The organism is Enterobacter sp. C3_dUdeg, assembly GCF_057536195.1.
Genome location: NZ_BAAKFX010000006.1, coordinates 63,191 through 85,270 on the forward strand (window position 1 = coordinate 63,191; position 22,080 = coordinate 85,270).

General features: G+C 57.0%; 23 protein-coding genes. 10 read left to right on the plus strand and 13 right to left on the minus strand.

The genetic code is table 11. The annotated features are described in order from the left end of the window. Nucleotides 1–4: 4 nt before the first annotated feature. Nucleotides 5–775 carry a 2-dehydro-3-deoxyglucarate aldolase gene (gene garL / locus AC27FC_RS15185; RefSeq protein ID WP_196355051.1) on the minus strand — a complete coding sequence of 257 codons (771 nt, stop codon included), beginning with the start codon at nt 773–775 and terminating at the stop codon, nt 5–7. A gap of 373 nt (nt 776–1,148) precedes the next feature. Here garL and garD point away from each other — a divergent pair, with 373 nt between their 5' ends. Continuing rightward, entirely contained in the window at nt 1,149–2,720 is a 1,572-nt protein-coding gene (gene garD / locus AC27FC_RS15190; protein WP_487160239.1) for a galactarate dehydratase, read from the plus strand. Between the two features lie 153 nt (nt 2,721–2,873). On the opposite strand, the gene rsmI is transcribed toward garD, so the two are convergent. Further along, a complete protein-coding gene (gene rsmI / locus AC27FC_RS15195; RefSeq protein ID WP_023309315.1) occupies nt 2,874–3,737 on the minus strand; it encodes a 16S rRNA (cytidine(1402)-2'-O)-methyltransferase in 864 nt (287 codons plus the stop codon). Nucleotides 3,738–3,799: 62 nt separating this feature from the next. Here rsmI and AC27FC_RS15200 point away from each other — a divergent pair, with 62 nt between their 5' ends. From AC27FC_RS15200 to dolP, 4 genes are read left to right on the plus strand one after another with little or no spacing between them, the layout of a single operon-like run. Then, entirely contained in the window at nt 3,800–5,962 is a 2,163-nt protein-coding gene (locus tag AC27FC_RS15200; protein WP_248175807.1) for a penicillin-binding protein activator, read from the plus strand. Continuing rightward, complete coding sequence (locus AC27FC_RS15205) at nt 5,920–6,315, plus strand: YraN family protein (RefSeq protein WP_025756731.1); 396 nt, start codon at nt 5,920–5,922, stop codon at nt 6,313–6,315. Before AC27FC_RS15200 ends, AC27FC_RS15205 begins: the two co-directional genes overlap by 43 nt. Before the next feature lie 21 nt (nt 6,316–6,336). Next, complete coding sequence (diaA, locus tag AC27FC_RS15210) at nt 6,337–6,927, plus strand: DnaA initiator-associating protein DiaA (protein ID WP_003861754.1); 591 nt, start codon at nt 6,337–6,339, stop codon at nt 6,925–6,927. A 9-nt stretch (nt 6,928–6,936) separates the two neighbouring features. Further along, the gene (gene dolP, locus AC27FC_RS15215) at nt 6,937–7,512 is read left to right on the plus strand and encodes a division/outer membrane stress-associated lipid-binding lipoprotein (protein WP_029739641.1); all 576 of its coding nucleotides are present in this window, start codon (nt 6,937–6,939) and stop codon (nt 7,510–7,512) included. 66 nt (nt 7,513–7,578) lie between these two features. Here the strand turns inward: dolP and AC27FC_RS15220 are convergent, their stop codons facing one another. Together AC27FC_RS15220 and AC27FC_RS15225 are read right to left on the minus strand one after the other, a co-directional pair. Further along, entirely contained in the window at nt 7,579–8,616 is a 1,038-nt protein-coding gene (locus tag AC27FC_RS15220) for a permease (RefSeq protein WP_196355048.1), read from the minus strand. 40 nt (nt 8,617–8,656) lie between these two features. Next, nucleotides 8,657–9,301, minus strand: coding sequence for an NAD(P)H-binding protein (locus AC27FC_RS15225; RefSeq protein WP_033146736.1), 645 nt, complete (start codon nt 9,299–9,301; stop codon nt 8,657–8,659). A 128-nt stretch (nt 9,302–9,429) separates the two neighbouring features. Here AC27FC_RS15225 and AC27FC_RS15230 point away from each other — a divergent pair, with 128 nt between their 5' ends. Beyond that, nucleotides 9,430–9,948 (plus strand): type 1 glutamine amidotransferase domain-containing protein, encoded by a 519-nt coding sequence (locus AC27FC_RS15230; RefSeq protein ID WP_048981198.1) that lies wholly within the window; start codon nt 9,430–9,432, stop codon nt 9,946–9,948. On the opposite strand, the gene AC27FC_RS15235 is transcribed toward AC27FC_RS15230, so the two are convergent. Next, nucleotides 9,928–10,362, minus strand: coding sequence for a YhbP family protein (locus AC27FC_RS15235; protein WP_196355046.1), 435 nt, complete (start codon nt 10,360–10,362; stop codon nt 9,928–9,930). The two genes, AC27FC_RS15230 and AC27FC_RS15235, sit on opposite strands and share 21 nt — an antisense overlap. A 14-nt stretch (nt 10,363–10,376) precedes the next feature. Here AC27FC_RS15235 and AC27FC_RS15240 point away from each other — a divergent pair, with 14 nt between their 5' ends. Beyond that, on the plus strand, nt 10,377–10,706 hold the full coding sequence (locus tag AC27FC_RS15240; RefSeq protein WP_023309323.1) for a GIY-YIG nuclease family protein: 330 nt from the start codon (nt 10,377–10,379) through the stop codon (nt 10,704–10,706). Here the strand turns inward: AC27FC_RS15240 and AC27FC_RS15245 are convergent. Then, on the minus strand, nt 10,693–11,196 hold the full coding sequence (locus tag AC27FC_RS15245; RefSeq protein ID WP_023309324.1) for a GNAT family N-acetyltransferase: 504 nt from the start codon (nt 11,194–11,196) through the stop codon (nt 10,693–10,695). The two genes, AC27FC_RS15240 and AC27FC_RS15245, sit on opposite strands and share 14 nt — an antisense overlap. Continuing rightward, a complete protein-coding gene (gene ubiT / locus AC27FC_RS15250) occupies nt 11,190–11,714 on the minus strand; it encodes a ubiquinone anaerobic biosynthesis accessory factor UbiT (RefSeq protein WP_029739636.1) in 525 nt (174 codons plus the stop codon). Before ubiT ends, AC27FC_RS15245 begins: the two co-directional genes overlap by 7 nt. 211 nt (nt 11,715–11,925) lie before the next feature. On the opposite strand from ubiT, the gene ubiU reads away from it, so the two are divergent. The 3 genes from ubiU (at nt 11,926) to AC27FC_RS15265 (ending at nt 14,893) form a co-directional block, all read left to right on the plus strand. After that, the gene (ubiU, locus tag AC27FC_RS15255; RefSeq protein ID WP_023309326.1) at nt 11,926–12,921 is read left to right on the plus strand and encodes a ubiquinone anaerobic biosynthesis protein UbiU; all 996 of its coding nucleotides are present in this window, start codon (nt 11,926–11,928) and stop codon (nt 12,919–12,921) included. Nucleotides 12,922–12,928: 7 nt separating this feature from the next. After that, nucleotides 12,929–13,807 carry a U32 family peptidase gene (locus AC27FC_RS15260; protein ID WP_087823234.1) on the plus strand — a complete coding sequence of 293 codons (879 nt, stop codon included), beginning with the start codon at nt 12,929–12,931 and terminating at the stop codon, nt 13,805–13,807. Nucleotides 13,808–13,885: 78 nt separating this feature from the next. Beyond that, nucleotides 13,886–14,893, plus strand: coding sequence for a luciferase-like monooxygenase (locus AC27FC_RS15265; RefSeq protein ID WP_196355045.1), 1,008 nt, complete (start codon nt 13,886–13,888; stop codon nt 14,891–14,893). Nucleotides 14,894–14,955: 62 nt separating this feature from the next. Here AC27FC_RS15265 and mtr read toward each other — a convergent pair whose 3' ends face one another. The 6 genes from mtr to rpsO form a co-directional block, all read right to left on the minus strand. Continuing rightward, on the minus strand, nt 14,956–16,200 hold the full coding sequence (gene mtr, locus AC27FC_RS15270; protein WP_196355044.1) for a tryptophan permease: 1,245 nt from the start codon (nt 16,198–16,200) through the stop codon (nt 14,956–14,958). A gap of 142 nt (nt 16,201–16,342) precedes the next feature. Next, nucleotides 16,343–18,247: a DEAD/DEAH family ATP-dependent RNA helicase gene (locus AC27FC_RS15275; protein WP_069303343.1), complete on the minus strand. Its 1,905-nt coding sequence runs from the start codon at nt 18,245–18,247 to the stop codon at nt 16,343–16,345. Beyond that, nucleotides 18,240–18,320 carry a protein YrbN gene (gene yrbN / locus AC27FC_RS15280; RefSeq protein WP_097397692.1) on the minus strand — a complete coding sequence of 27 codons (81 nt, stop codon included), beginning with the start codon at nt 18,318–18,320 and terminating at the stop codon, nt 18,240–18,242. The genes AC27FC_RS15275 and yrbN overlap by 8 nt, the downstream gene beginning before the upstream one ends. A 107-nt stretch (nt 18,321–18,427) precedes the next feature. Continuing rightward, on the minus strand, nt 18,428–19,312 hold the full coding sequence (gene nlpI / locus AC27FC_RS15285; protein ID WP_023309331.1) for a lipoprotein NlpI: 885 nt from the start codon (nt 19,310–19,312) through the stop codon (nt 18,428–18,430). Between the two features lie 108 nt (nt 19,313–19,420). Further along, nucleotides 19,421–21,559 carry a polyribonucleotide nucleotidyltransferase gene (gene pnp, locus AC27FC_RS15290; RefSeq protein ID WP_024906369.1) on the minus strand — a complete coding sequence of 713 codons (2,139 nt, stop codon included), beginning with the start codon at nt 21,557–21,559 and terminating at the stop codon, nt 19,421–19,423. 242 nt (nt 21,560–21,801) lie between these two features. Then, nucleotides 21,802–22,071, minus strand: coding sequence for a 30S ribosomal protein S15 (rpsO, locus tag AC27FC_RS15295; RefSeq protein WP_003861789.1), 270 nt, complete (start codon nt 22,069–22,071; stop codon nt 21,802–21,804). Nucleotides 22,072–22,080: the final 9 nt, after the last annotated feature.

Below are 22,080 nucleotides of genomic sequence, written 5' to 3' on the forward strand. Positions count from 1 at the left end.
ATGGTTATTTTTTAAAAGCGTCGGCTAATTTCTGCGTGGCCGAGCGGAATACCCCGAGGTCGCTGCCGACGGCAACAAACGTGGCTCCCCACTCCAGATAGCGACGGGCGTCAGCCTCAACCGGCGCCAGAATGCCGCACGGTTTGCCGTGTGCTTTAGCGCGGGCAAAGATGTGCTGGATCGCGCGCTGCACGTCAGGGTGGCCGGCGTTACCCAGATGGCCAAAGGCGGCCGCCAGATCGCTTGGGCCGACGAAGATACCGTCCACGCCGTTTGTGGCTGCAATCGCGTCAACGTTATCAACGCCCTGCTGGCTCTCGATCTGAACCAGAATAGTGATGTTGTTATTGGACTGCGCGAAGTAGTCCGGCACGGTGCCAAACATATTGGCGCGATGCGAAACGGAAACGCCGCGGATCCCTTCAGGCGGATAGCGCGTTGAGGCTACGGCCAGGGCCGCTTGTTCTTCCGTCTCCACAAACGGGATCAGGAAGTTGTAGAAACCGATATCCAGCAGGCGCTTGATAATTACCGGCTCGTTAGTTGGCACGCGCACTATCGGGGCGCTGGGGCTGCCTTTCAGCGCCATCAGCTGCGGAATAAAGGTGCTGATATCGTTCGGCGCATGTTCGCCGTCCAGCACCAGCCAGTCAAAACCGGCCAGGCCCAGCACTTCGGTGCTGATAGGGTTTGCCAGCGCGGACCAGCAGCCAATCTGAATCTGGTGTGCCGCGAGGGCCGCTTTAAATTTATTCGGGAAGATATCGTTACTCATCGTATTTACCTTTTTAATTCGCAGCCTATATCAGCATCATTTTATTTATCCAGACACCGCACCAGCATTATATTTATTATTCTGACGTATTTTGGCGTTATAAAATCGTCATTCAGTATAAAACGCAACCCACGACCGCACATTGTTTTAATGCTCAAGCATTGCGTAACATTTCAAAGAATTTTTTTGCATATGCACAAGGCGCTGGGCGCTAATGCACAGAATCAGGCATTACCGGTTCTGGAGCGATCGCGATCACATTTTCATATCCCCTATGCTGACATGCTTTAATTCTGAAAGCCGCGTATTTATTTCTACCATTAGAAAATTGGCTGAATTTATTATCAGACACTTTGCTGGAGAATACTGAACAATGGCCGACATTGAAATTCGACAGGCATCGCCGACGGCGTTTTATATAAAAGTCCACGACACCGATAATGTGGCGATAATTGTCAACGACAATGGCTTAAAAGCGGGCACCCGCCTCCCGGACGGGCTGGAACTGATTGAGCATATTCCGCAGGGACATAAGGTCGCCCTGGTGGATATCCCTGCTAACAGCGAAATCGTACGTTACGGTGAAGTCATCGGCTATGCCGTTCGCTCTATACCGCAGGGGAGCTGGGTTGAGGAGTCGCTGGTGGCGCTGCCGGAAGCGCCGCCGCTGAACACGCTTCCGCTGGCGACCCGCGTGCCGGAACCGCTTCCTCCGCTGGAGGGCTATACCTTCGAAGGCTACCGCAACGCGGACGGCAGCGTCGGCACCAAGAATCTGCTCGGCATTACTACCAGCGTGCACTGCGTGGCGGGCGTAGTGGATTACGTGGTGAAAATCATCGAACGCGATCTGCTGCCGAAATACCCGAACGTCGACGGCGTGGTGGGCCTGAACCACCTCTACGGCTGCGGCGTGGCGATTAACGCACCCGCTGCGGTAGTGCCGATCCGCACCATTCACAATATTGCCCTCAACCCGAACTTTGGCGGCGAGGTGATGGTAATTGGTCTGGGGTGTGAAAAATTGCAGCCAGAGCGCCTGCTGCAGGGCACCGAAGATGTCAAAGCCATTCCGGCAGACGAGGCCAGCATCGTGCGCCTGCAGGACGAACGCCACGTGGGTTTCCGCTCAATGGTCGACGATATCCTGCAGGTGGCTGAACGCCATCTGGACAAGCTCAACAAGCGCCAGCGCGAAACCTGCCCAGCGTCTGATTTGGTAGTGGGAACACAGTGCGGCGGCAGCGATTCCTTCTCCGGCGTGACGGCCAACCCGGCGGTGGGCTATGCGTCCGATCTGCTTGTTCGCTGCGGCGCCACGGTGATGTTCTCCGAGGTGACCGAAGTGCGTGACGCCATCCATCTGCTCACGCCACGCACCGTTAATGAAGAGGTCGGCAAGCGCCTGCTTGAGGAAATGGCCTGGTACGATAGCTATCTCGATATGGGCAAAACCGACCGCAGCGCCAACCCGTCTCCGGGGAACAAAAAAGGCGGCCTCGCGAACGTGGTGGAAAAAGCCCTTGGTTCGATTGCCAAATCCGGCCAGAGCGCGATTGTGGAAGTGCTCTCTCCGGGCCAGCGCCCGACCAAACGCGGCCTGATCTACGCGGCAACGCCGGCCAGCGATTTCGTCTGCGGCACGCAGCAGGTGGCGTCCGGCATTACGGTACAGGTCTTTACCACCGGGCGCGGCACGCCGTACGGCCTGATGGCGGTGCCGGTGATCAAGATGGCGACCCGTACCGAGCTGGCAAACCGCTGGTATGACTTAATGGACATCAACGCGGGCACCATCGCCACCGGAGAAGAGAGCATTGAGGACGTGGGCTGGAAACTGTTCCACTTCATTCTGGATGTCGCAAGCGGGCGGAAGAAAACCTTCTCCGACCAGTGGGGGCTGCATAATCAGCTGGCGGTGTTTAACCCGGCACCGGTGACGTGATTTTTCGCACCACATCTATCCCGCATTTAGGTAACCCGCCGGACACGCCGCAAACCTTCCAGGTTGAGGCGATACCTGTTGGCTAAATGACGCATAACGACCTGCAGGCCGGGTTAGGCGCAGCCGCCACCCGGCAAAACAGGCGGCAGGGGCTTACTCCCCCTGCTGCTCCAGCGCATGCTTATACAGCGCATTTTTCTTCACGCCGTGAATTTCCGCCGCCAGCGCAGCGGCCTTCTTCAGCGGCAGTTCCGCTTGCAGCAATGCCAGCGTGCGCAGCGCGTCGGCAGGGAGCGCGTCTTCCTGCGCCTTATGCCCTTCGACGATCAGCACCATTTCACCCTTGCGGCGGTTTTCGTCTTCCTTCACCCACGCCAGCAGTTCACCCACTGGGGCACCGTGAATGGTTTCCCAGGTTTTGGTCAGCTCGCGCGCCAGCACCACGTAGCGGGCTTCTCCCCAGACTGTCACCATATCTTCCAGGCTTTCCAGCAGGCGGTGCGTGGATTCGTAGAAAATCAGGGTGCGCGGTTCCGCTTCCAGATCTTTTAACACGTCACGGCGGCCTTTGGATTTGGCAGGCAGGAAGCCTTCATAGCAGAAACGGTCAGACGGCAGACCCGCGGCGCTCAGCGCAGCAATGGCGGCGCACGGCCCCGGCAGCGGCACAACGCGAATACCGGCTTCACGACAGGTACGCACCAGGTGATAGCCGGGATCGTTGATCAGCGGCGTACCGGCGTCGGAGACCAGGGCAATGTTCTGCCCCTCTTTCAGCTTCGCCACCAGCGTTTCGGCTTTTTGTTGCTCATTGTGATCGTGCAGAGCAAACAGACGAGCGTTAATCGCGAAATGTTGCAGCAGCAGACCGGTGTGGCGGGTATCTTCAGCAGCAATTAAATCAACAGCTTGCAGTACAGTGAGCGCACGTTGGGTAATATCAGACAAATTCCCGATAGGAGTAGGTACAATATAAAGCTGGCCTTGAGAATTATCTGCCGTTTCGTGTTGTTTCATTGTTTCGTCCGTATTGCCGATTTAATATTGAGCATTGCGTAAAAAAAATCACTGGATACAGTATGGTACCGTTAACGTTTCTTCGAAAAAAAGCCACGCGCAGCGTGCCGCTTCTGCTGGCAGCCCTGATCTTTGCAGGCTGTGGCACCCAGGCACCTGACCAGAGCACCGCCCATCTTCAGGGGTCTGCTCAGGCTGATTCTGGCTTTTATCTGCAACAAATGTCGCAGAGTTCAAATGATACCAAGACCAACTGGCAATTACTCGCCATTCGTGCACTGCTGAAAGAGGGTAAAACCCAGCAGGCAGCCGAACTGTTTAACCAGTTGCCAAAAGATCTTAACGACGCCCAGCGTCGTGAGCAGAGCCTGCTCTCTGCCGAGCTGAAGGTCGCGCTGAAAGATTACGCCGCCGCGAAGAAGATCCTCGGTGACATTGACGTGAGCGCGCTGGATAAAAATCAGCAGGCTCGCTTCTGGCAGGCGGGCATTACCGCTGAGCAGGGGCGCCCTTCTCTCACGCTGCTCCGCGCCCTCGTCGCGCAAGAGCCGCTGCTCGGCGGTGCCGATAAGCAAAAAAATATTGATGCAACCTGGCAAGCGCTTGCCTCGATGACTCAGGAACAGGCGCAGGCGCTGGTCATCAACGCCGATGAAAACGTCCTTCAGGGCTGGCTGGATCTGCAGCAGATGTGGTTTAACAACCGCAGCGATCCAAAGATGCTGAAGGCCGGTATTACGGACTGGCAGACGCGCTACCCGCAAAACCCGGGGGCGAAAATGCTGCCAACCCAGCTGGTAAACGTGCAGAACTTTAAGCCAGCGTCCACCAGCAAAATCGCCCTGCTTCTGCCGCTCAACGGCCAGGCGGCGGTGTTTGGCCGTACCATTCAGCAGGGCTTTGAAGCCGCGAAAAACGGTACCACTTCGGTAACCGGCAGCGCGGTTCCCGCGCAGGCGGCCCAGTCGGCTAACGTGAATGATGTGGTCAGCCCGTCCGTAGCGGAGACCAGCGATCTGACCACGGCGCAAGCGCCGGCGCAGGGTACGATGCAAAACCCGGTGACGGCCCCGACGACGCCTCCGGCTACAGCAACTCCGGCTACTACAGCACCAGCGACTCAGGCTCCGGCCGAAACGCAAGTGGCACCAGCACCTGAAGCGACAGCAGAACAGCCTCAACAGCAGCCTGCGCAACCCGCAGCCCAGCCTGCCGCTCAGCCGCAGGCCGTGGCAACCACCAGCGCCAACCCGGGCGCTGAGGTAAAAATTTACGACACCAGCTCGCAGCCGCTTGACCAGGTTCTGGCGCAGGTTCAGCAGGACGGGGCCAGCATCGTTGTCGGTCCGCTGCTGAAAAACAACGTGGAAGAGCTGATGAAGAGCAATACCACGCTGAACGTGCTGGCGCTCAACCAACCTGAGCAGGTTCAGAACCGGGCCAATATTTGCTACTTCGCGCTTTCCCCTGAAGATGAAGCCCGCGATGCGGCGCGCCATATTCACGAGCAGGGTAAGCAGGCTCCGCTGCTGCTCATCCCACGCAGCGCGCTGGGCGATCGCGTGGCCAATGCCTTTGCCGATGAGTGGCAGAAGCTCGGCGGCGGCGTGGTGTTGCAGCAGAAATTTGGTTCCGCCTCTGAACTGCGCGCGGGCGTAAACGGTGGAGCGGGTATCGCGCTCAACGGCAGCCCTGTCACCGCGAGCCTGCCGCAGCAGCAGGGCGTGACGATTGGCGGCCTGACGATCCCTGCCCCGCCTACCGACGCGCAGATTAGCGGTGGCGGTAAAGTGGATGCGGCCTATATCGTTGCCACGCCGCAGGAGATCGCCTTTATCAAACCGATGATCGCGATGCGTAACGGCAGCCAGAGCGGCGCAACGCTTTACGCCAGCTCACGCAGCGCGCAGGGCACCGCAGGCCCGGATTTCCGTCTGGAAATGGACGGTCTGCAGTACAGCGAAATTCCGATGCTGGCAGGCAGCAACCCGGCGCTGATGCAGCAGGCGCTGAGTACCGTACGTAACGATTATTCGCTGGCGCGTCTGTATGCGATGGGTGTCGATGCATGGGCGCTGGCGAACCACTTTACCCAGATGCGTCAGGTGCCGGGCTTTGAGCTTAACGGCAACACCGGCGATCTGACCGCGACTCAGGACTGCGTGATCAACAGGAAGTTATCATGGCTCAAATACCAGCAGGGGCAAATCGTCCCGGCCAGTTAAGCCGTAAAGAGACCGGCGATGCGTGGGAGTTAAAGGCGCGTCGCTGGCTTGAAGGCAAAGGACTGCGCTTTATCGCCGCTAACGTCCGCGGGCGCGGCGGCGAAATTGATCTGATCATGAAAGAGGGTCAGGTCATCGTGTTTGTAGAAGTCCGTTTTCGACAGTCCTCCCGTTTTGGCGGTGCTGCCGCCAGCGTGACGCTCGCCAAACAACATAAATTATTACAGACTGCCCACTTGTGGCTTGCCCGCCATAATGGGAGCTTTGATACTGTGGATTGCCGGTTCGATGTGATAGCCTTCACCGGAAATGAGATCGAATGGCTTAAAAACGCTTTTGGCGAAGACGCATAATTAAGATTTAAAAGGGATAACGTGCTCGAAAGAATTAAAGTGTGCTTCACAGAAAGCATCCAGACTCAGATTGCCGCGGCGGAAGCCCTTCCGGATGCTATCTCGCGTGCCGCAATGACGCTGGTGCAATCCCTGCTTAATGGCAACAAAATCCTCTGTTGTGGCAACGGCACGTCAGCCGCCAACGCACAGCATTTTGCTGCCAGCATGATCAATCGCTTTGAAACAGAACGCCCGAGTTTACCCGCCATTGCACTTAATACCGATAATGTGGTCTTAACGGCGATTGCTAACGATCGTCTGCATGACGAAATTTACGCAAAGCAGGTGCGAGCCCTGGGTCATGCGGGAGATGTGCTGCTGGCCATCTCCACGCGCGGCAATAGCCGGGACATTGTCAAAGCCGTTGAAGCCGCCGTCACCCGCGACATGACCATCGTGGCCCTTACCGGCTATGACGGGGGTGAGCTGGCGGGTCTGCTTGGGCCGCAGGATGTGGAAATCCGCATTCCTTCTCACCGAAGCGCGCGTATTCAGGAGATGCATATGCTCACGGTGAACTGCTTATGTGATTTGATCGATAACACGCTTTTCCCTCACCAGGATGATTAAGGAGTTCTTATGAAGGCTTTATCGACCCTCGCAGTCCTTATGTCTGCATTACTGCTTCAGGGATGTATCGCTGCGGCCGTTGTGGGTACCGCCGCGGTAGGCACCAAAGCGGCAACCGATCCACGCACCGTGGGGACACAGGTGGATGACGGTACGCTGGAGCTGCGCGTCAACAGTGCGCTGTCGAAAGACGAACAAATCAAGAAAGAAGCGCGTATCAACGTGACGGCTTATCAGGGCAAAGTCCTGCTGGCAGGCCAGGCGCCAAATCTGGAGCTCGCCTCGCGTGCGAAACAGATTGCGATGGGCGTAGAAGGGACCACAGAGGTGTTTAACGAAGTGCGCCAGGGCAAGCCAATTGGCCTGGGTGACGCCTCTTCCGATACCTGGATCACCACCAAAGTGCGTTCCCAGCTGCTGGGCTCGGACCAGGTGAAATCCTCCAACGTGAAAGTGACGACTGAAAACGGCGAAGTGTTCCTGCTGGGTCTGGTGACCGACCGTGAAGGGAAAGCCGCGGCCGATATCGCCAGCCGGGTGAGCGGCGTGAAGCACGTCACCACCGCGTTTACTTACATCAAATAAAAAAATCCCCTCGCTTGAGGGGATTTTTTTGTAGGCCCGGTAAGCGCTAGCGCCACCGGGCTTTTTTTAGATCAACGCAATACTCCCCACCATCACCCCGCTCAACGCCACCAGCCCTGCGGTCAGCCACAGCGCTTTCGCCGGGAACGACTTACGCAGCATGATAAGCGACGGCAGGCTGATCGCCGGCAGCGTAATCAGCAGCGCCAGCGCCGGCGCGGTGCCCATACCGGCCAGCATCATGGTCTGAACAATCGGGATCTCCGCCGCCGTTGGGATCACAAACAGGCAGCCCGCAACGGCCATCGCAATGACCCACATCAGCGTGTTGTCGATAGCGCCATCCGCATGCGGGAAGAGCCAGACGCGCGCCGCCCCCAGAACCAGTACCGCCAGGATATAGACCGGGATGGTGCTCCAGAAAAGCTGCCATAGCGCCCTGCTCCAGCGCGCAAAGAAGCCCCCCTGCGGCTCGCTGACGTCCAGCTCAACGGCTGCGGGTTCTGCGGCAGTATCCTTGACCAGTTTTTGCACCAGCGTCGCCACCACCAGCACGGTCAGCAGCCCGGCAACCAGGCGGATGAACGCGAAATGCCAGCCCAGCACAAAGCCCATAAACACCAGCGTCGCCGGGTTGAGCAGCGGGTTCCCCATCCAGAACGCCAGCGCGCCGCCCATCGACACGCGCTGACGGCGCATCCCTGCAGTCACGGGCGCGGCGCAGCAGGAACACATCATCCCCGGCAGGGAGAAAATCGTCCCCAGCAGCGTGCCCTGAAAACGCGGCTGCCCAAGGGTTTTCACCAGCCAGTTACGGGGGATAAGCACCTGAATCAGCGAGCCCAGAATGACGCCTAAAACGGCGGCCTTCCAGACGGCAAGGAAGTAGACCATGGCATAGTCCCACGCCGCCTGCAGCGGGCTGGAATCAGCCTGAGCGAGAATAGATTTACCGATGCTGTGCGTTTCGGCGGCGGTGAAGGCTTTGCCGTAGTACGGCTGCCATTTCACGTACCAGAGGCCCACAATGACCACGAGAAAGAAGAGTGCGGGCTTCCACCACTGAACAGGTGTTGCCGCCTGAGATGAAGACTGACCAGCCATAGCATTCCCCGGAGAGTATTAGGTTATTAGCCGGGGGAGTTTACGCCTCGCCCTGCGCGATTTCACGCAGTTTTGCCGAAGGGATAATGTTAACACCCGCTTTCGACGGGGCCAGCCCCTCTTTTAGCATCGCGCGCGCGACGTCCCGCGCCTCGATGGATTTCCAGTTGCCGGGAAGAATGCGAAACAGCGGGGCAAATATCGACTCGTTAAACCGGCGTTCATCCCGGTGGCCGATCAGCATCGAAGGGCGCACAATCGTCAGCTGCTCCCATTTCTGCGCAATCAGCGCATCCTCCATCTTGCCCTTCACCTTGTTGTAGAAGAAAGGCGATCCGGCACTGGCGCCGAGCGCGCTGACCACCAGAAAATGTTTGGCCCCCAGCTTTTTCGCCGTGAGCGCGGTATCCACCACCAGCGTGTAGTCGGCGTGGATAAAGGCCTCTTTGCTGCCCGCCTCCCGCCGCGTGGTGCCCAGACAGCAAAAGGCGATATCAATGGGATCCTGCACCTGCGCCAGCGCGTCGGTCAGCTGAGGATCGTGCGGATTAAAGACGCCGGATAAGTCCGCCAGCGGTCGACGCGTCGGGGCGGCGATATAGTTCACGCGGCGATCCTGAATCAGCAGCCGCAGCAGATGATCGCCCACTAACCCGGTAGCACCCGTAATCAATACCTGACTCATCTTTTCCCCTTTACAGAATTGTCCGTTTGCGAACTCAGCGTCGTCGACCACACTTAGAAGTCTGTTAAAGGTAAGTATTTACCACAAGCGGAGAAAAATCAGTCTGAAGCCAAAACAACGGAGGAAGCATGGGCAAGAAAATCGCAGTCTTGATTACCGACGAGTTTGAAGATTCAGAATTCACCTCTCCAGCAGAGGCGTTCCGCAAGGCGGGACATGAGGTCATCACCATTGAGAAAGAGGCGGGTAAAACGGTGACAGGCCATAAGGGCGAGGCGACCGTGACCATCGATGAGAGCATTGATAACGTTAGCCCCTCAGATTTCGACGCTCTGCTGTTACCCGGCGGCCATTCCCCGGATTCCCTGCGCGGGGACGAGCGCTTCGTGACCTTCACCCGGGATTTTGTCTCGACCGGCAAACCGGTCTTTGCCATCTGTCACGGCCCGCAGCTGCTCATCAGCGCAGAAGTGGTCCGCGGGCGAAAGCTTACCGCCGTGAAACCGATCGTTATCGATCTGAAAAACGCGGGGGCCGAGTTTTACGATCAGGAGGTGGTCAACGACAAAGACCAGCTGATCACCAGCCGAACCCCGGACGATCTCCCGGCGTTTAACCGCGAAGCGCTACGCCTGCTCGGCGCGTAACCAGTGCAGCTTCTTGCCAAAGCCCAAGGTGTTGTCGGTAAATTTCAGCTCATCGAGGCGGATTTCCCACACCGGGGCTTTTAGCGCAGCGGCAACGGGAAAGCGGCGCGTGTAGAGCTTACGGCGCGCGTCGCTCTCTTCACCATCCAGACGACGGATCTCCCCTTTAAACTGCACGCCGCGGATCAGCGCGACCGTTTTCGGCTGGCCGTTTACCGTGCCTGCCACCTTTGCCTGCTGGCCGCTCATCTGCGCATGACGCGTTTTGTCTTCACTCATGACATAAAAAGCCACGCGCTCAGGGTCATAGTAGTAAAACGCATTTGCGCACCACATTTCACCCTCGTTACAGACGCACCAGGTGACAACATGCTGCTTCGCCAGCCAGCGGTTAATGGCGGCCAGTGTTTCCATTTTCGTTCTCTCTCATGCTATGGTGCGTTCACCTTAACATACTGAATCCGTTTACCGTGTGCTGGTTTCTCTATCTTGTCCGAACCGCTGATAACGCCCTCTACACCGGGATCACCACCGATGTGGCGCGGCGTTTTTTACAACATCAAACGGGGAAAGGGGCAAAAGCGCTGCGGGGGAAAGGGGAATTACAGCTCGCCTTCTCAGCGGCCGTCGGCGACCGATCGCTGGCGCTCAGGCTGGAATACCGCATCAAGCAGCTGACGAAGCGCCAGAAAGAGCGCCTCGTGACCGGAGACGGCTCCTTTGAGGCGCTGCGCGAGAGCCTGATTAAAAGCGATTGAAATGGTCGTGATACTCGACCAGGCCATTGACGCCGTTGAGCGCGTCGTCCGCCAGTCGATGGACCTGGAAAGCAGATTCCGTACCCGGCCAGCGACAGCGCAGATCGTAATGCGCGGCCTGCTCAAAGCCTAAACGGCCATAGAACGCCGGATCGCCCAGCGTGACCACGGCGGCATAGCCAAACTCGTTGAGCGAGTCCAGCCCTTCATAGACCAGCTGGCGCGCCAGACCTTGCCCGCGATAGCTTTCATCTACCGCCAGCGGCGCCATGCCTACCCACTGCAGCTCTTCGCCCTGGACGATGACCGGACTGAAGGCAACATAGCCCACCACCTGACCTTCGTCATCGGTGGCAACCAGCCCCAGCGTAATCAGGCCGTCTTCGCGGAGGTCGTGGACCAGTTGGGCTTCGGCATCGCTCGCAAAGGCGCGGCGTAACAACGCATCGATCCCCGGCGCATCAATCCCAATTTCGACTCGAATCAGCATGGCTCACCTACTGAAGTGTGTTTACCGTCCGGCGGGGTTTTCAGCCCGGCCTCAACGAAATCTGCCATTTGCATTAACATCACGCGCAGCGCTTTTGGCATCTGCTCCAGCTCAATGGCATCCATTAAATTCTTCACGTACAGGCCCAGCTCCGTGTCGCCTTCAATTACCAGACGGCGCTGGAAGAAGAGCGTATCCGGATCCTGCTTGCGCGCGGCGATCATCAGCAGATCGCTGGCGTTGGCGCTAAAGCTCACGTCCGCGTCGGCGGATTCGCGTACGATCAGCTGGTCATTCTCAACGGAGGTAAACCAGCGCAGCCCGATGTCGCGTACCTCAATGCTTAACCAGCGGCCTTCCAGGAACTCCAGCTCGCCGTCCTGCAGCGCCTGGCGGAACTGCCAGCTCAGGACCTGTTCCAGCACCTGGCGTTTTAGCGCGAACGGCGCCAGCTTGACCGGCACGCTCAGCATTGATGGACCAAATTGTACGAGACGTGAACGCAGTTTATCCAGCACGAGCTTTACTCCCTGATATCTATAGTCCTGCTATTTTGCCATATCCGAAGCGCAACATAGCGGCGTAAATCAACAAACCGTCGCCCGCCGTACCTCATTATTGGTGTCATCAATACGCCATTAGCTGCCTTAAATCAAAAATTGTCGCGTATGGGTTAATTAAAATCCCAGCTCGTTAACAATTTTGCGATCGACTACATCAGGATAAATTATGGAGCTGCTCTGCCCTGCCGGAAATCTTCCGGCGCTTAAGGCGGCCATCGAAAATGGGGCCGATGCGGTCTATATCGGGCTGAAAGATGACACCAACGCCCGCCATTTTGCTGGCCTCAACTTTACGGAGAAAAAGCTTCAGGAAGCCGTTAACTTCGTTCACCAGCACCGCCGCAAGCTGCATATCGCCATCAATACCTTTGCTCATCCTGACGGCTACGCCCGCTGGCAGCGCGCGGTGGATATGGCAGCACAGCTGGGTGCCGATGCGCTGATCCTGGCCGACCTCGCCATGCTTGAGTATGCGGCAGAACGCTATCCCCATATTGAGCGCCACGTCTCTGTTCAGGCATCTGCCACCAACGAAGAGGCGGTGCGTTTTTATCATCAACACTTTGACGTGGCCCGCGTGGTGCTGCCGCGCGTGCTCTCTATTCATCAGGTTAAGCAACTCGCGCGCGTCACGCCAGTGCCGCTGGAAGTTTTTGCCTTTGGCAGCCTGTGCATCATGGCCGAAGGCCGCTGCTATCTTTCCTCTTATTTAACCGGAGAATCGCCGAATACCGTCGGGGCCTGTTCCCCTGCCCGCTTTGTTCGCTGGCAGCAGACCCCGCAGGGGCTGGAGTCTCGCCTGAATGAGGTGCTGATTGACCGCTACCAGGACGGGGAAAACGCCGGTTATCCCACCCTGTGTAAAGGCCGCTATCTGGTCGACGGCGAGCGCTATCACGCGCTGGAGGAGCCGACCAGCCTCAACACGCTGGAGCTGCTGCCGGAACTGCTGGCGGCCAATATTGCCTCGGTGAAAATTGAAGGACGTCAGCGCAGCCCGGCCTATGTGAGCCAGGTAGCGAAAGTGTGGCGTCAGGCCATCGACCGCTGCATGGCGGACCCGCAGAACTACGCACCACAGCAGGCCTGGATGGAAACGCTTGGTTCGATGTCCGAAGGCACGCAAACCACGCTTGGCGCGTATCACCGTAAATGGCAGTGAGAAAATCATGAAATATTCATTAGGACCGGTGCTCTACTACTGGCCAAAAGAGACGCTGGAAGATTTTTACCAACAGGCCGCGACCAGCAGCGCCGACGTGATTTACCTCGGCGAAGCGGTGTGCAGCAAGCGCCGCGCCACCAAAGTGGGCGACTGGCTGGATATGGCAAAGAGCCTTGCCGGCAGCGGCAAACAGGTGGTGCTCTCCACGCTCGCGCTGGTGCAGGCGTCTTCCGAACTGGGCGAGCTGAAGCGCTACGTCGAAAACGGCGAGTTCCTGCTGGAAGCGAGCGATCTAGGCGTGGTGAACATGTGCGCTGAACGCAGGCTGCCGTTCGTCGCGGGTCATGCCCTCAACTGCTACAACGCCGTCACCCTGCGCCTGCTGCTCAAACAGGGAATGACGCGCTGGTGCATGCCGGTGGAACTCTCCCGCGACTGGCTGGCAAACCTGCTTAACCAGTGCGACGAGCTGGGCATTCGCAATCAGTTTGAAGTGGAAGTGCTGAGCTACGGCCATCTGCCGCTGGCCTACTCCGCCCGCTGCTTCACCGCGCGCTCGGAAGACCGCCCGAAAGACGAATGCGAAACCTGCTGCATCAAGTACCCGAACGGACGCAGCATGCTGTCGCAGGAGAATCAGCAGGTGTTTGTCCTCAACGGTATTCAGACCATGAGCGGCTATGTCTATAACCTCGGCAACGAGCTGGCGTCGATGGACGGGCTGGTGGATATGGTTCGTCTGTCGCCGCTGGATACCGGCGTGTTCGCGATGCTGGACGCCTTCCGCGCCAATGAAGACGGCGCCGCGCCGCTGCCGCTGACGGCAAACAGCGACTGCAACGGCTACTGGAGACGGCTCGCCGGGCTGGAGCTGCAGGCGTAAAAAAGGCTCACTTTGTTAACAACGGTTATCATTATTTAATACAGTATTAAAGATTGACCGTCGACAAAGTGAGCTGTTATGACTGACAAAACCATTCCGTTTTCGGTGCTGGATCTAGCGCCGATCCCACAAGGCTCCTCGGCAAGAGAAGCCTTTTCGCACTCTCTCGATCTCGCTCAGCTGGCCGAAAAGCGTGGCTATCACCGCTACTGGCTGGCCGAACACCACAACATGGTGGGCATCGCCAGCGCCGCGACCTCGGTACTGATTGGCTATCTGGCAGCAAATACCACCACCCTGCACCTGGGCTCCGGTGGCGTAATGCTGCCAAACCACGCCCCGCTGGTGATTGCCGAGCAGTTTGGCACCCTGAATACCCTCTATCCTGGGCGTATTGATTTGGGTCTTGGTCGTGCACCCGGCAGCGACCAGCCAACGATGCGCGCCCTGCGCCGCCATATGAGCGGCGATATCGACAACTTCCCGCGCGACGTGGCCGAGCTGGTGGACTGGTTCGACGCGCGCGATCCGAACCCGCACGTGCGCCCGGTACCGGGCTACGGTGAGAAGATCCCGGTGTGGCTGTTAGGCTCAAGCCTCTACAGCGCACAGCTCGCCGCACAGCTGGGGCTGCCGTTTGCGTTTGCCTCCCACTTCGCGCCGGATATGCTGCATCAGGCGCTGCATCTTTACCGCTCGAACTTTAAACCGTCCGAGCGTCTGGAGAAGCCGTACGCGATGGTGTGTATCAACATCATTGCCGCCGACAGCAATCGCGACGCGGAATTCCTGTTCACCTCAATGCAGCAGGCGTTTGTGAAGCTGCGCCGCGGTGAGACGGGCCAGCTTCCGCCGCCGGTGGAGAATATGCATCAGCTGTGGTCCGCCTCCGAGCAGTATGGCGTGCAGCAGGCGCTGAGCATGTCGCTGGTAGGCGATAAATCGAAAGTGCGCCACGGGCTGGACGCGGTGCTGCGCGAAACGCAGGCGGATGAGATTATGGTTAACGGCCAGATTTTCGATCACCAGGCGCGTTTGCATTCGTTTGAACTGGCGATGCAGGTGAAAGAGGAACTGGTGGGGTAGTTTTTTGCTTTTCTCCCTCTCCCTATGGGAGAGGGCCGGCGTGAGGGGTTCAACCCCTCGTTTTACTGATAAACGGGCAACAGGTTAAAACTCGACAGCACGTGTACCAGTGCGTTACCAACGCCGAATACCAGAATCAGCGCAATCATCGGCTTACCGCCCCAGACGCGGAATTTCGGGCTGCCGAAGCGTTTACGTGATTTGCGCGCCAGCAGCGCCGGCACAATCGCCGCCCAGATAGTTGCCGCCAGCCCTGCATAGCCGATGGCGTACAGGAAGCCGTTCGGCCACAGCAGGCCACCCACAATCGGCGGCAGGAAGGTCAGCAGCGCGGTTTTTAAACGCCCCATCGCAGAATCATCAAAGCCGAACAGATCCGCCAGATAATCAAACAGGCCCAGCGTCACGCCCAGGAAAGAGCTCGCCACCGCAAAGTTAGAGAAGATAACCAGCAGCAGATCCAGACTGCGGCTGTTCAGCACGCCGCTCAGCGCCTGCACCAGCACGTCGATGTTACCGCCCTTCTGGGCAATGCCGATAAATTCCGGACGCGGGATGTTGCCCATCGTCCCCAGCAGCCAAATCACATACAGACCCAGCGCCAGCAGCGTGCCGTAGACCAGACACTTCACAATGGTGCGGGGATCTTTGCCGTAGTACTTCATCAGGCTCGGCACGTTACCGTGGTAGCCAAACGACGCCAGACAGAACGGCAGCGTCATCAGCAGGTACGGCGTGTAGGAGGTGTTCACTTCGGCGACGTTAGACAGCGTGGCGGGCGTCACGTGCCCCAGCAGGCTGCCGAAGGTCAGGAAGAAAGTGATGACCTTCGCGCCTAATACGATCGCCGTCATGCGGCTCACCGCTTTGGTACTCATCCAGACGATAAACGCCACAGCCAGCGCAAAACATAACCCTGCCAGACGCGCCGGAACGTTCAGCGACATCTCCGAGAAGGTGTGATGCAGAATCGAGCCGCTCGCCGAAATATACGCGTAGGTCAGGATATAGAGCACAAACGCGATGGACAGGCCGTTCACCAGGTTCCAGCCTTTGCCCAGCAGATCTTTGGTGATGGTGTCGAAGCTGGAGCCAATGCGGTAGTTCAGGTTTGCTTCAAGGATCATCAGCCCGGAATGGAGCATGCAGAACCAGGTGAAGACCAGCGCGGCCAGCGACCAGAAGAACCACGCACCGGACATGACCACTGGCAGGGAAAACATCCCGGCACCAATGATGGTTCCGCCGATGATCACCACGCCGCCAAGCAGCGAAGGTGACGTTTGGGTGGTGGTTAGTGTCGCCATACAGCCTTTTCTCCAGTCAATCATGCGGTTCTGCATTTTAATGTGACGCACTGTACCAGTACAAGAGTACAAAAGGAATAAAAAAAGCCCCGATAGCGTGTATCGGGGCTGTATATTTTACTTTACGTCAGAAGAGTGAGGCTTACGCGTCACCGAAACGGCGACGGCTGGTGCCTTCTTCACGACGTGGGCCGCGGTTTTCGCGACGCTCGCCGGAGAAACGACGACCTTCACCACCGCGACCTTCGCTGCGGCCGCCTTCACGACGCTCGCCACCGAAGCTGCGACCACCGCCACGACGTTCACCACCGCGGTCTGGACGTGGCTGTGCATCGCCCATCAGCTGCATGTTCATCGGTTTGTTCAGGATGCGGGTACGCGTAAAGTGCTGCAGCACTTCGCCCGGCATGCCTTTTGGCAGCTCGATGGTAGAGTGGGATGCGAACAGCTTGATGTTACCGATGTAACGGCTGCTGATGTCGCCTTCGTTAGCGATCGCGCCAACGATGTGACGAACTTCAACGCCGTCATCACGGCCCACTTCAATGCGGTACAGTTCCATATCACCCGCGTCACGACGTTCACGACGTGGACGGTCTTCACCACCACGCTCTGGACGGTCACCACGTGGGCCACGGTCATTGCGGTCATTACGGTCGCCACGACGTTCGAAGCGATCGTCACGGTCACGGAATTCACGCTTAGGACGCATCGGCGCATCTGGTGGCACGATCAGGCTACGTTCGCCCTGAGCCATTTTCAGCAGTGCTGCAGCCAGGGTTTCCATGTCCAGCTCTTCGCCTTCAGCAACAGGCTGAATCTGCGACAGCAGCGCACGGTACTGGTCCAGATCGCTGCTTTCCAGCTGCTGCTGTACTTTCGCGGCGAATTTTTCCAGGCGGCGTTTGCCCAGCAGATCTGCGTTTGGCAGGTCAGCTTCTGGAATGGTCAGCTTCATGGTGCGTTCAATGTTACGCAGCAGACGACGCTCGCGGTTCTCAACGAACAGCAGCGCACGACCCGCACGACCCGCACGACCGGTACGGCCGATACGGTGAACGTAAGACTCGGAATCCATCGGGATGTCGTAGTTCACAACCAGGCTGATACGCTCAACGTCCAGACCACGTGCTGCCACGTCGGTTGCAATCAGGATATCCAGACGACCGTCTTTCAAACGCTCCAGAGTCTGCTCACGCAGGGCCTGGTTCATGTCGCCGTTCAGCGCTGCGCTGTTGTAGCCGCTACGCTCCAGGGCTTCAGCCACTTCCAGAGTCGCGTTTTTGGTACGCACGAAGATAATCGCCGCATCAAAATCTTCCGCTTCCAGGAAACGTACCAGCGCTTCGTTTTTGCGCATGCCGTACACAGACCAGTAGCTCTGGCTGATGTCCGGGCGAGTGGTTACGCTGGACTGAATACGCACTTCCTGAGGATCTTTCATGAAGCGCTTGGTGATACGACGAATCGCTTCTGGCATGGTGGCAGAGAACAGCGCGGTCTGATGACCGTCCGGGATCTGCGCCATGATGGTTTCGACGTCTTCGATGAAGCCCATACGCAGCATTTCATCTGCTTCATCCAGTACCAGGCCGCTCAGTTTAGAGAGGTCCAGAGTACCGCGCTTCAGGTGATCCAGCAGACGGCCCGGCGTACCGACAACAATCTGTGGGCCCTGGCGCAGGGCGCGTAACTGCACGTCATAACGCTGGCCGCCGTACAGGGCTACCACGTTTACGCCGCGCATATGTTTAGAGAATTCCGTCATGGCTTCTGCAACCTGAACAGCCAGTTCACGGGTTGGAGCCAGGACGAGGATCTGCGGTGCACGCAGGTCCGGATCAATGTTGTTCAGCAGCGGCAGCGAGAATGCTGCAGTTTTACCGCTACCAGTCTGGGCCATGCCCAGCACGTCACGACCAGAAAGCAGGTGTGGGATACACTCAGCCTGGATCGGAGATGGTTTTTCGTAACCCAGATCGTTAAGGGCTTCAAGGATAGGAGCCTTCAGGCCCAGATCTGCAAAAGTGGTTTCGAATTCAGCCATGTAGTACAAGTGCCTCGATATTAATGGCGGCCAGTCTACTTAGCTCATCGTGAAAATGATTAGCAATTTTCATTGAAAAGTGTGAACCGGCTCAAAGTAGGTGTATTGACGAACAACAACGCCCTCACCAGTTAAGGTGATGGCAATCAAAAGATTACGGGCTGATGTTTATGTCGTCAGCTATTGCTGGTCCGATTCTGCCAGGTCGTCATGCTCCTGGCCCAAGAGCGATAATTCCAACAATGCATAACGGTGCTCAACGAAGTTGTGTACGTTGTTAGCAACCGCTAATTTGAACAGTGCCGTAGCGCTGTCCATATCCCCCAGACTTAGGTAGTACTTACCTAAATAGAAGTTGGTTTCACTGAGATGCTCAGCGAGCGAGGTGTTATCCGTTGCGTCCGCCTTGAGGCGTTCCATCAGCGTTGCTTCGCTAATGTTGCCCAGGTAGAACTCGACAATGTTCCATCCCCACTGTTCCTTGTCCGATTTATCGAAGCGCTGTTTCAGTGCCTCTTTTGCCTGCTTCTCATCGAGTTTCCGCTCAACGATGTAAAGCCACAGGCTACGGAAAGGATCATTAGGATCGTCTTGATAAAACGCCAGCAGATCATCTTGCGCTAACTTATCACGACCGCCGTAATACAATGCGATACCGCGATTCAAGTGCGCGTAGTTGTAAGTTGGATCAAGCTCAAGTACAGAATCAAACGCTTCATAGGCAGCATCAAAATTGCCTGCCTGCGTTAAATAAATGCCTAAGTAATTGAATACTTCAGGCATATCAGGTCGGATAGCCAGCGCTTGTGAAAAATCATTTCGCGCCAATGCCCTCAGACCGAGACTATCATACAACACTCCGCGCTCATATAAAAGCTGTGCGCGTTCTTCATCGGTTAAAGCCCGACTGGCAAGTATTTGTTCCATGCGTGCCAGAATCACTTCCTGCTGCAAAGTCGGTTGCAATGGCACTGCGAGGACTTCGCTCTTACGCCAGGCAGAGTTGCTGCATCCTGCCAGCGTTAAAGCTGTCGCAACGAAACACCAGCGCAAAAAAGGCTTCATTTCCCACTCCCGAAGACAACTATTGGATGAACGTCCTGTCCCCCGGCGGCTTAACAAGGCGTCCTGCCTGATAATAGGCCCTCCGCAAAGCGGAGGGCAAATGGCAACTTATTCGCCTTGCTGTTCTGCTGCCTGTGCTTCTGGCGCAGCAGCTGGCTGAGACTGCTCGGTTGCTTCTTTAATGCTCAGACGGATACGGCCCTGGCGATCAACTTCCAGAACTTTCACCGGTACTTCCTGACCCATCTGCAGGTAATCGGTCACTTTCTCAACGCGCTTGTCAGCGATCTGAGAGATGTGAACCAGACCTTCTTTACCGCCACCGATGGCAACGAACGCGCCAAAGTCAACGATACGGGTCACTTTACCTGCGTAGACGCGGCCCACTTCGATCTCTGCCGTGATTTCTTCGATGCGACGGATCGCGAATTTCGCTTTCTCGCCGTCGGTTGCTGCGATCTTCACAGTACCGTCATCTTCGATTTCGATCGTGGTGCCAGTCTCTTCGGTCAGCGCACGGATTACGGAACCGCCCTTACCGATAACATCTTTGATCTTGTCTGGATTGATCTTGATGGTGTGGATACGTGGAGCGAACTGAGAAATGTCGCCACGCGGCGCGTTAATCGCCTGTTCCATCACGCCCAGGATGTGCAGACGCGCACCTTTAGCCTGGTTCAGAGCAACCTGCATGATCTCTTTGGTGATACCTTCAATTTTGATATCCATCTGCAGCGCAGAGATACCTTCGCGGGAACCCGCTACTTTGAAGTCCATATCGCCCAGGTGGTCTTCGTCACCCAGAATGTCAGACAGAACAACGAAGTTGTCGCCTTCTTTCACCAGGCCCATTGCGATACCCGCAACGGCGGCTTTGATTGGCACGCCTGCATCCATCAGCGCCAGAGAAGCACCACACACGGAAGCCATGGAAGAAGAACCGTTGGATTCGGTGATTTCAGAAACCACACGAACGGTGTACGGGAACTTGTCAGCTTCTGGCATTACTGCCAACACGCCGCGCTTCGCCAGACGACCGTGACCAATTTCACGACGCTTCGGCGAGCCAACCATACCGGTCTCACCTACGGAGTACGGAGGGAAGTTGTAGTGGAACAGGAAGCTGTCAGTGCGCTCGCCCATCAGTTCGTCGATGATCTGTGCGTCACGTGCAGTACCCAGGGTCGCGGTTACCAGCGCCTGCGTTTCGCCACGGGTGAACAGCGCGGAACCGTGAGTACGTGGCAGAACGCCAGTACGCACATCCAGACCACGGATCATGTCTTTTTCGCGGCCATCGATACGCGGCTCGCCTGCCAGTACGCGGCTACGAACAACGTTTTTCTCGATTGCGTGCAGGATGTCGCTCAGTTCGTTAGCGTCCAGCGTTTCGTCTTCAGCAACCAGCGTCGCGATAGTTTCAGATTTGATCACGTCAACCTGAGCGTAACGCTCCTGTTTGTCAGTGATGCGGTATGCATCGCTCAGACGAGATTCTGCCAGAGCTGCAACGCGTGCGTTCAGCGCGTCGTTTGCTGCTTCTGGCTGCCAGTCCCAACGTGGTTTACCGGCTTCTTTCACCAGGTCGTTGATGTTCTGGATAACGATCTGCTGCTGGTCGTGGCCAAATACCACAGCGCCCAGCATCTGGTCTTCGCTCAGCAGTTCAGCTTCGGATTCAACCATCAGCACAGCCGCTTCAGTACCTGCAACAACCAGGTCCAGCTTACTTTCTTTCAGCTCTTCCTGGGTTGGGTTCAGCACGTACTGGTCGTTGATGTAGCCAACGCGCGCGGCACCGATTGGGCCATTGAATGGAATACCAGACAGTGACAGGGCAGCGGATGCGCCGATCATGGCAACGATGTCCGGGTTAACCTGTGGGTTAACGGAAACAACGGTCGCGATAACCTGTACTTCGTTAACGAAGCCTTCCGGGAACAGCGGACGAACCGGGCGGTCAATCAGACGCGCAATCAGGGTTTCGCCTTCGCTTGGACGGCCTTCACGACGGAAGAAACCACCCGGGATTTTACCGGCAGCGTAGGTACGCTCCTGGTAGTTAACGGTCAGCGGGAAGAAGTCCTGACCTGGTTTAGCTTTTTTCTGGCCAACAACGGTAACGAATACCGCAGTGTCATCCATGCTTACCATAACGGCAGCAGTAGCCTGACGTGCCATCATGCCGGTTTCCAGCGTGACGGTATGTTGACCATACTGGAATTTACGAACGATCGGATTCAGCAAAGTTCTGTCCTTTCTTAAATGTTTGACAGCACACCACCGGTGTGCTGTCGATTTAACCCGACCTTCTTCGCATCCTCGCGACTAATGACAACCAACACCCCCATGGGTGAAGCCTCTCATTAGCCGCGCGAACCTCTGCAATGAAGATCATTTATAGCAACAATACAATAGTTTCCAGTGAATTGCTGCCGTCTGGTTGAAAAAAGGGGCCATCAGGCCCCCTTTTCTGAAACTCGCAAGAATTAGCGACGCAGACCCAGACGCTCGATCAGCGCGGTGTAGCGTGCAACATCTTTACGTTTCAGGTAGTCGAGCAGTTTACGACGCTGAGAAACCATACGCAGCAGACCACGACGGCTGTGGTGATCTTTTTTGTGCTCTGCAAAGTGACCCTGCAGGTGGTTAATCTGTGCAGTCAGCAGTGCAACCTGAACTTCGGTAGAACCGCTGTCGTTAGTACCACGACCAAACTCAGAAACGATTTTAGCTTTAGCTTCAACGCTTAGAGACATTTTCAAACT

Excerpts from the sequence above, each read along its gene's own strand:
- garL (WP_196355051.1), bottom strand. The coding sequence starts at position 775 with ATGAGTAACGATATCTTCCCGAATAAATTTAAAGCGGCCCTCGCGGCA.
- garD (WP_487160239.1), top strand. The coding sequence starts at position 1,149 with ATGGCCGACATTGAAATTCGACAGGCATCGCCGACGGCGTTTTATATA.
- rsmI (WP_023309315.1), bottom strand. The coding sequence starts at position 3,737 with ATGAAACAACACGAAACGGCAGATAATTCTCAAGGCCAGCTTTATATT.
- AC27FC_RS15200 (WP_248175807.1), top strand. The coding sequence starts at position 3,800 with ATGGTACCGTTAACGTTTCTTCGAAAAAAAGCCACGCGCAGCGTGCCG.
- AC27FC_RS15205 (WP_025756731.1), top strand. The coding sequence starts at position 5,920 with ATGGCTCAAATACCAGCAGGGGCAAATCGTCCCGGCCAGTTAAGCCGT.
- dolP (WP_029739641.1), top strand. The coding sequence starts at position 6,937 with ATGAAGGCTTTATCGACCCTCGCAGTCCTTATGTCTGCATTACTGCTT.
- AC27FC_RS15220 (WP_196355048.1), bottom strand. The coding sequence starts at position 8,616 with ATGGCTGGTCAGTCTTCATCTCAGGCGGCAACACCTGTTCAGTGGTGG.
- AC27FC_RS15225 (WP_033146736.1), bottom strand. The coding sequence starts at position 9,301 with ATGAGTCAGGTATTGATTACGGGTGCTACCGGGTTAGTGGGCGATCAT.
- AC27FC_RS15230 (WP_048981198.1), top strand. The coding sequence starts at position 9,430 with ATGGGCAAGAAAATCGCAGTCTTGATTACCGACGAGTTTGAAGATTCA.
- AC27FC_RS15235 (WP_196355046.1), bottom strand. The coding sequence starts at position 10,362 with ATGGAAACACTGGCCGCCATTAACCGCTGGCTGGCGAAGCAGCATGTT.
- AC27FC_RS15240 (WP_023309323.1), top strand. The coding sequence starts at position 10,377 with ATGCTATGGTGCGTTCACCTTAACATACTGAATCCGTTTACCGTGTGC.
- AC27FC_RS15245 (WP_023309324.1), bottom strand. The coding sequence starts at position 11,196 with ATGCTGATTCGAGTCGAAATTGGGATTGATGCGCCGGGGATCGATGCG.
- ubiU (WP_023309326.1), top strand. The coding sequence starts at position 11,926 with ATGGAGCTGCTCTGCCCTGCCGGAAATCTTCCGGCGCTTAAGGCGGCC.
- AC27FC_RS15260 (WP_087823234.1), top strand. The coding sequence starts at position 12,929 with ATGAAATATTCATTAGGACCGGTGCTCTACTACTGGCCAAAAGAGACG.
- AC27FC_RS15265 (WP_196355045.1), top strand. The coding sequence starts at position 13,886 with ATGACTGACAAAACCATTCCGTTTTCGGTGCTGGATCTAGCGCCGATC.
- mtr (WP_196355044.1), bottom strand. The coding sequence starts at position 16,200 with ATGGCGACACTAACCACCACCCAAACGTCACCTTCGCTGCTTGGCGGC.
- AC27FC_RS15275 (WP_069303343.1), bottom strand. The coding sequence starts at position 18,247 with ATGGCTGAATTCGAAACCACTTTTGCAGATCTGGGCCTGAAGGCTCCT.
- yrbN (WP_097397692.1), bottom strand. The coding sequence starts at position 18,320 with ATGAAAATTGCTAATCATTTTCACGATGAGCTAAGTAGACTGGCCGCC.
- nlpI (WP_023309331.1), bottom strand. The coding sequence starts at position 19,312 with ATGAAGCCTTTTTTGCGCTGGTGTTTCGTTGCGACAGCTTTAACGCTG.
- rpsO (WP_003861789.1), bottom strand. The coding sequence starts at position 22,071 with ATGTCTCTAAGCGTTGAAGCTAAAGCTAAAATCGTTTCTGAGTTTGGT.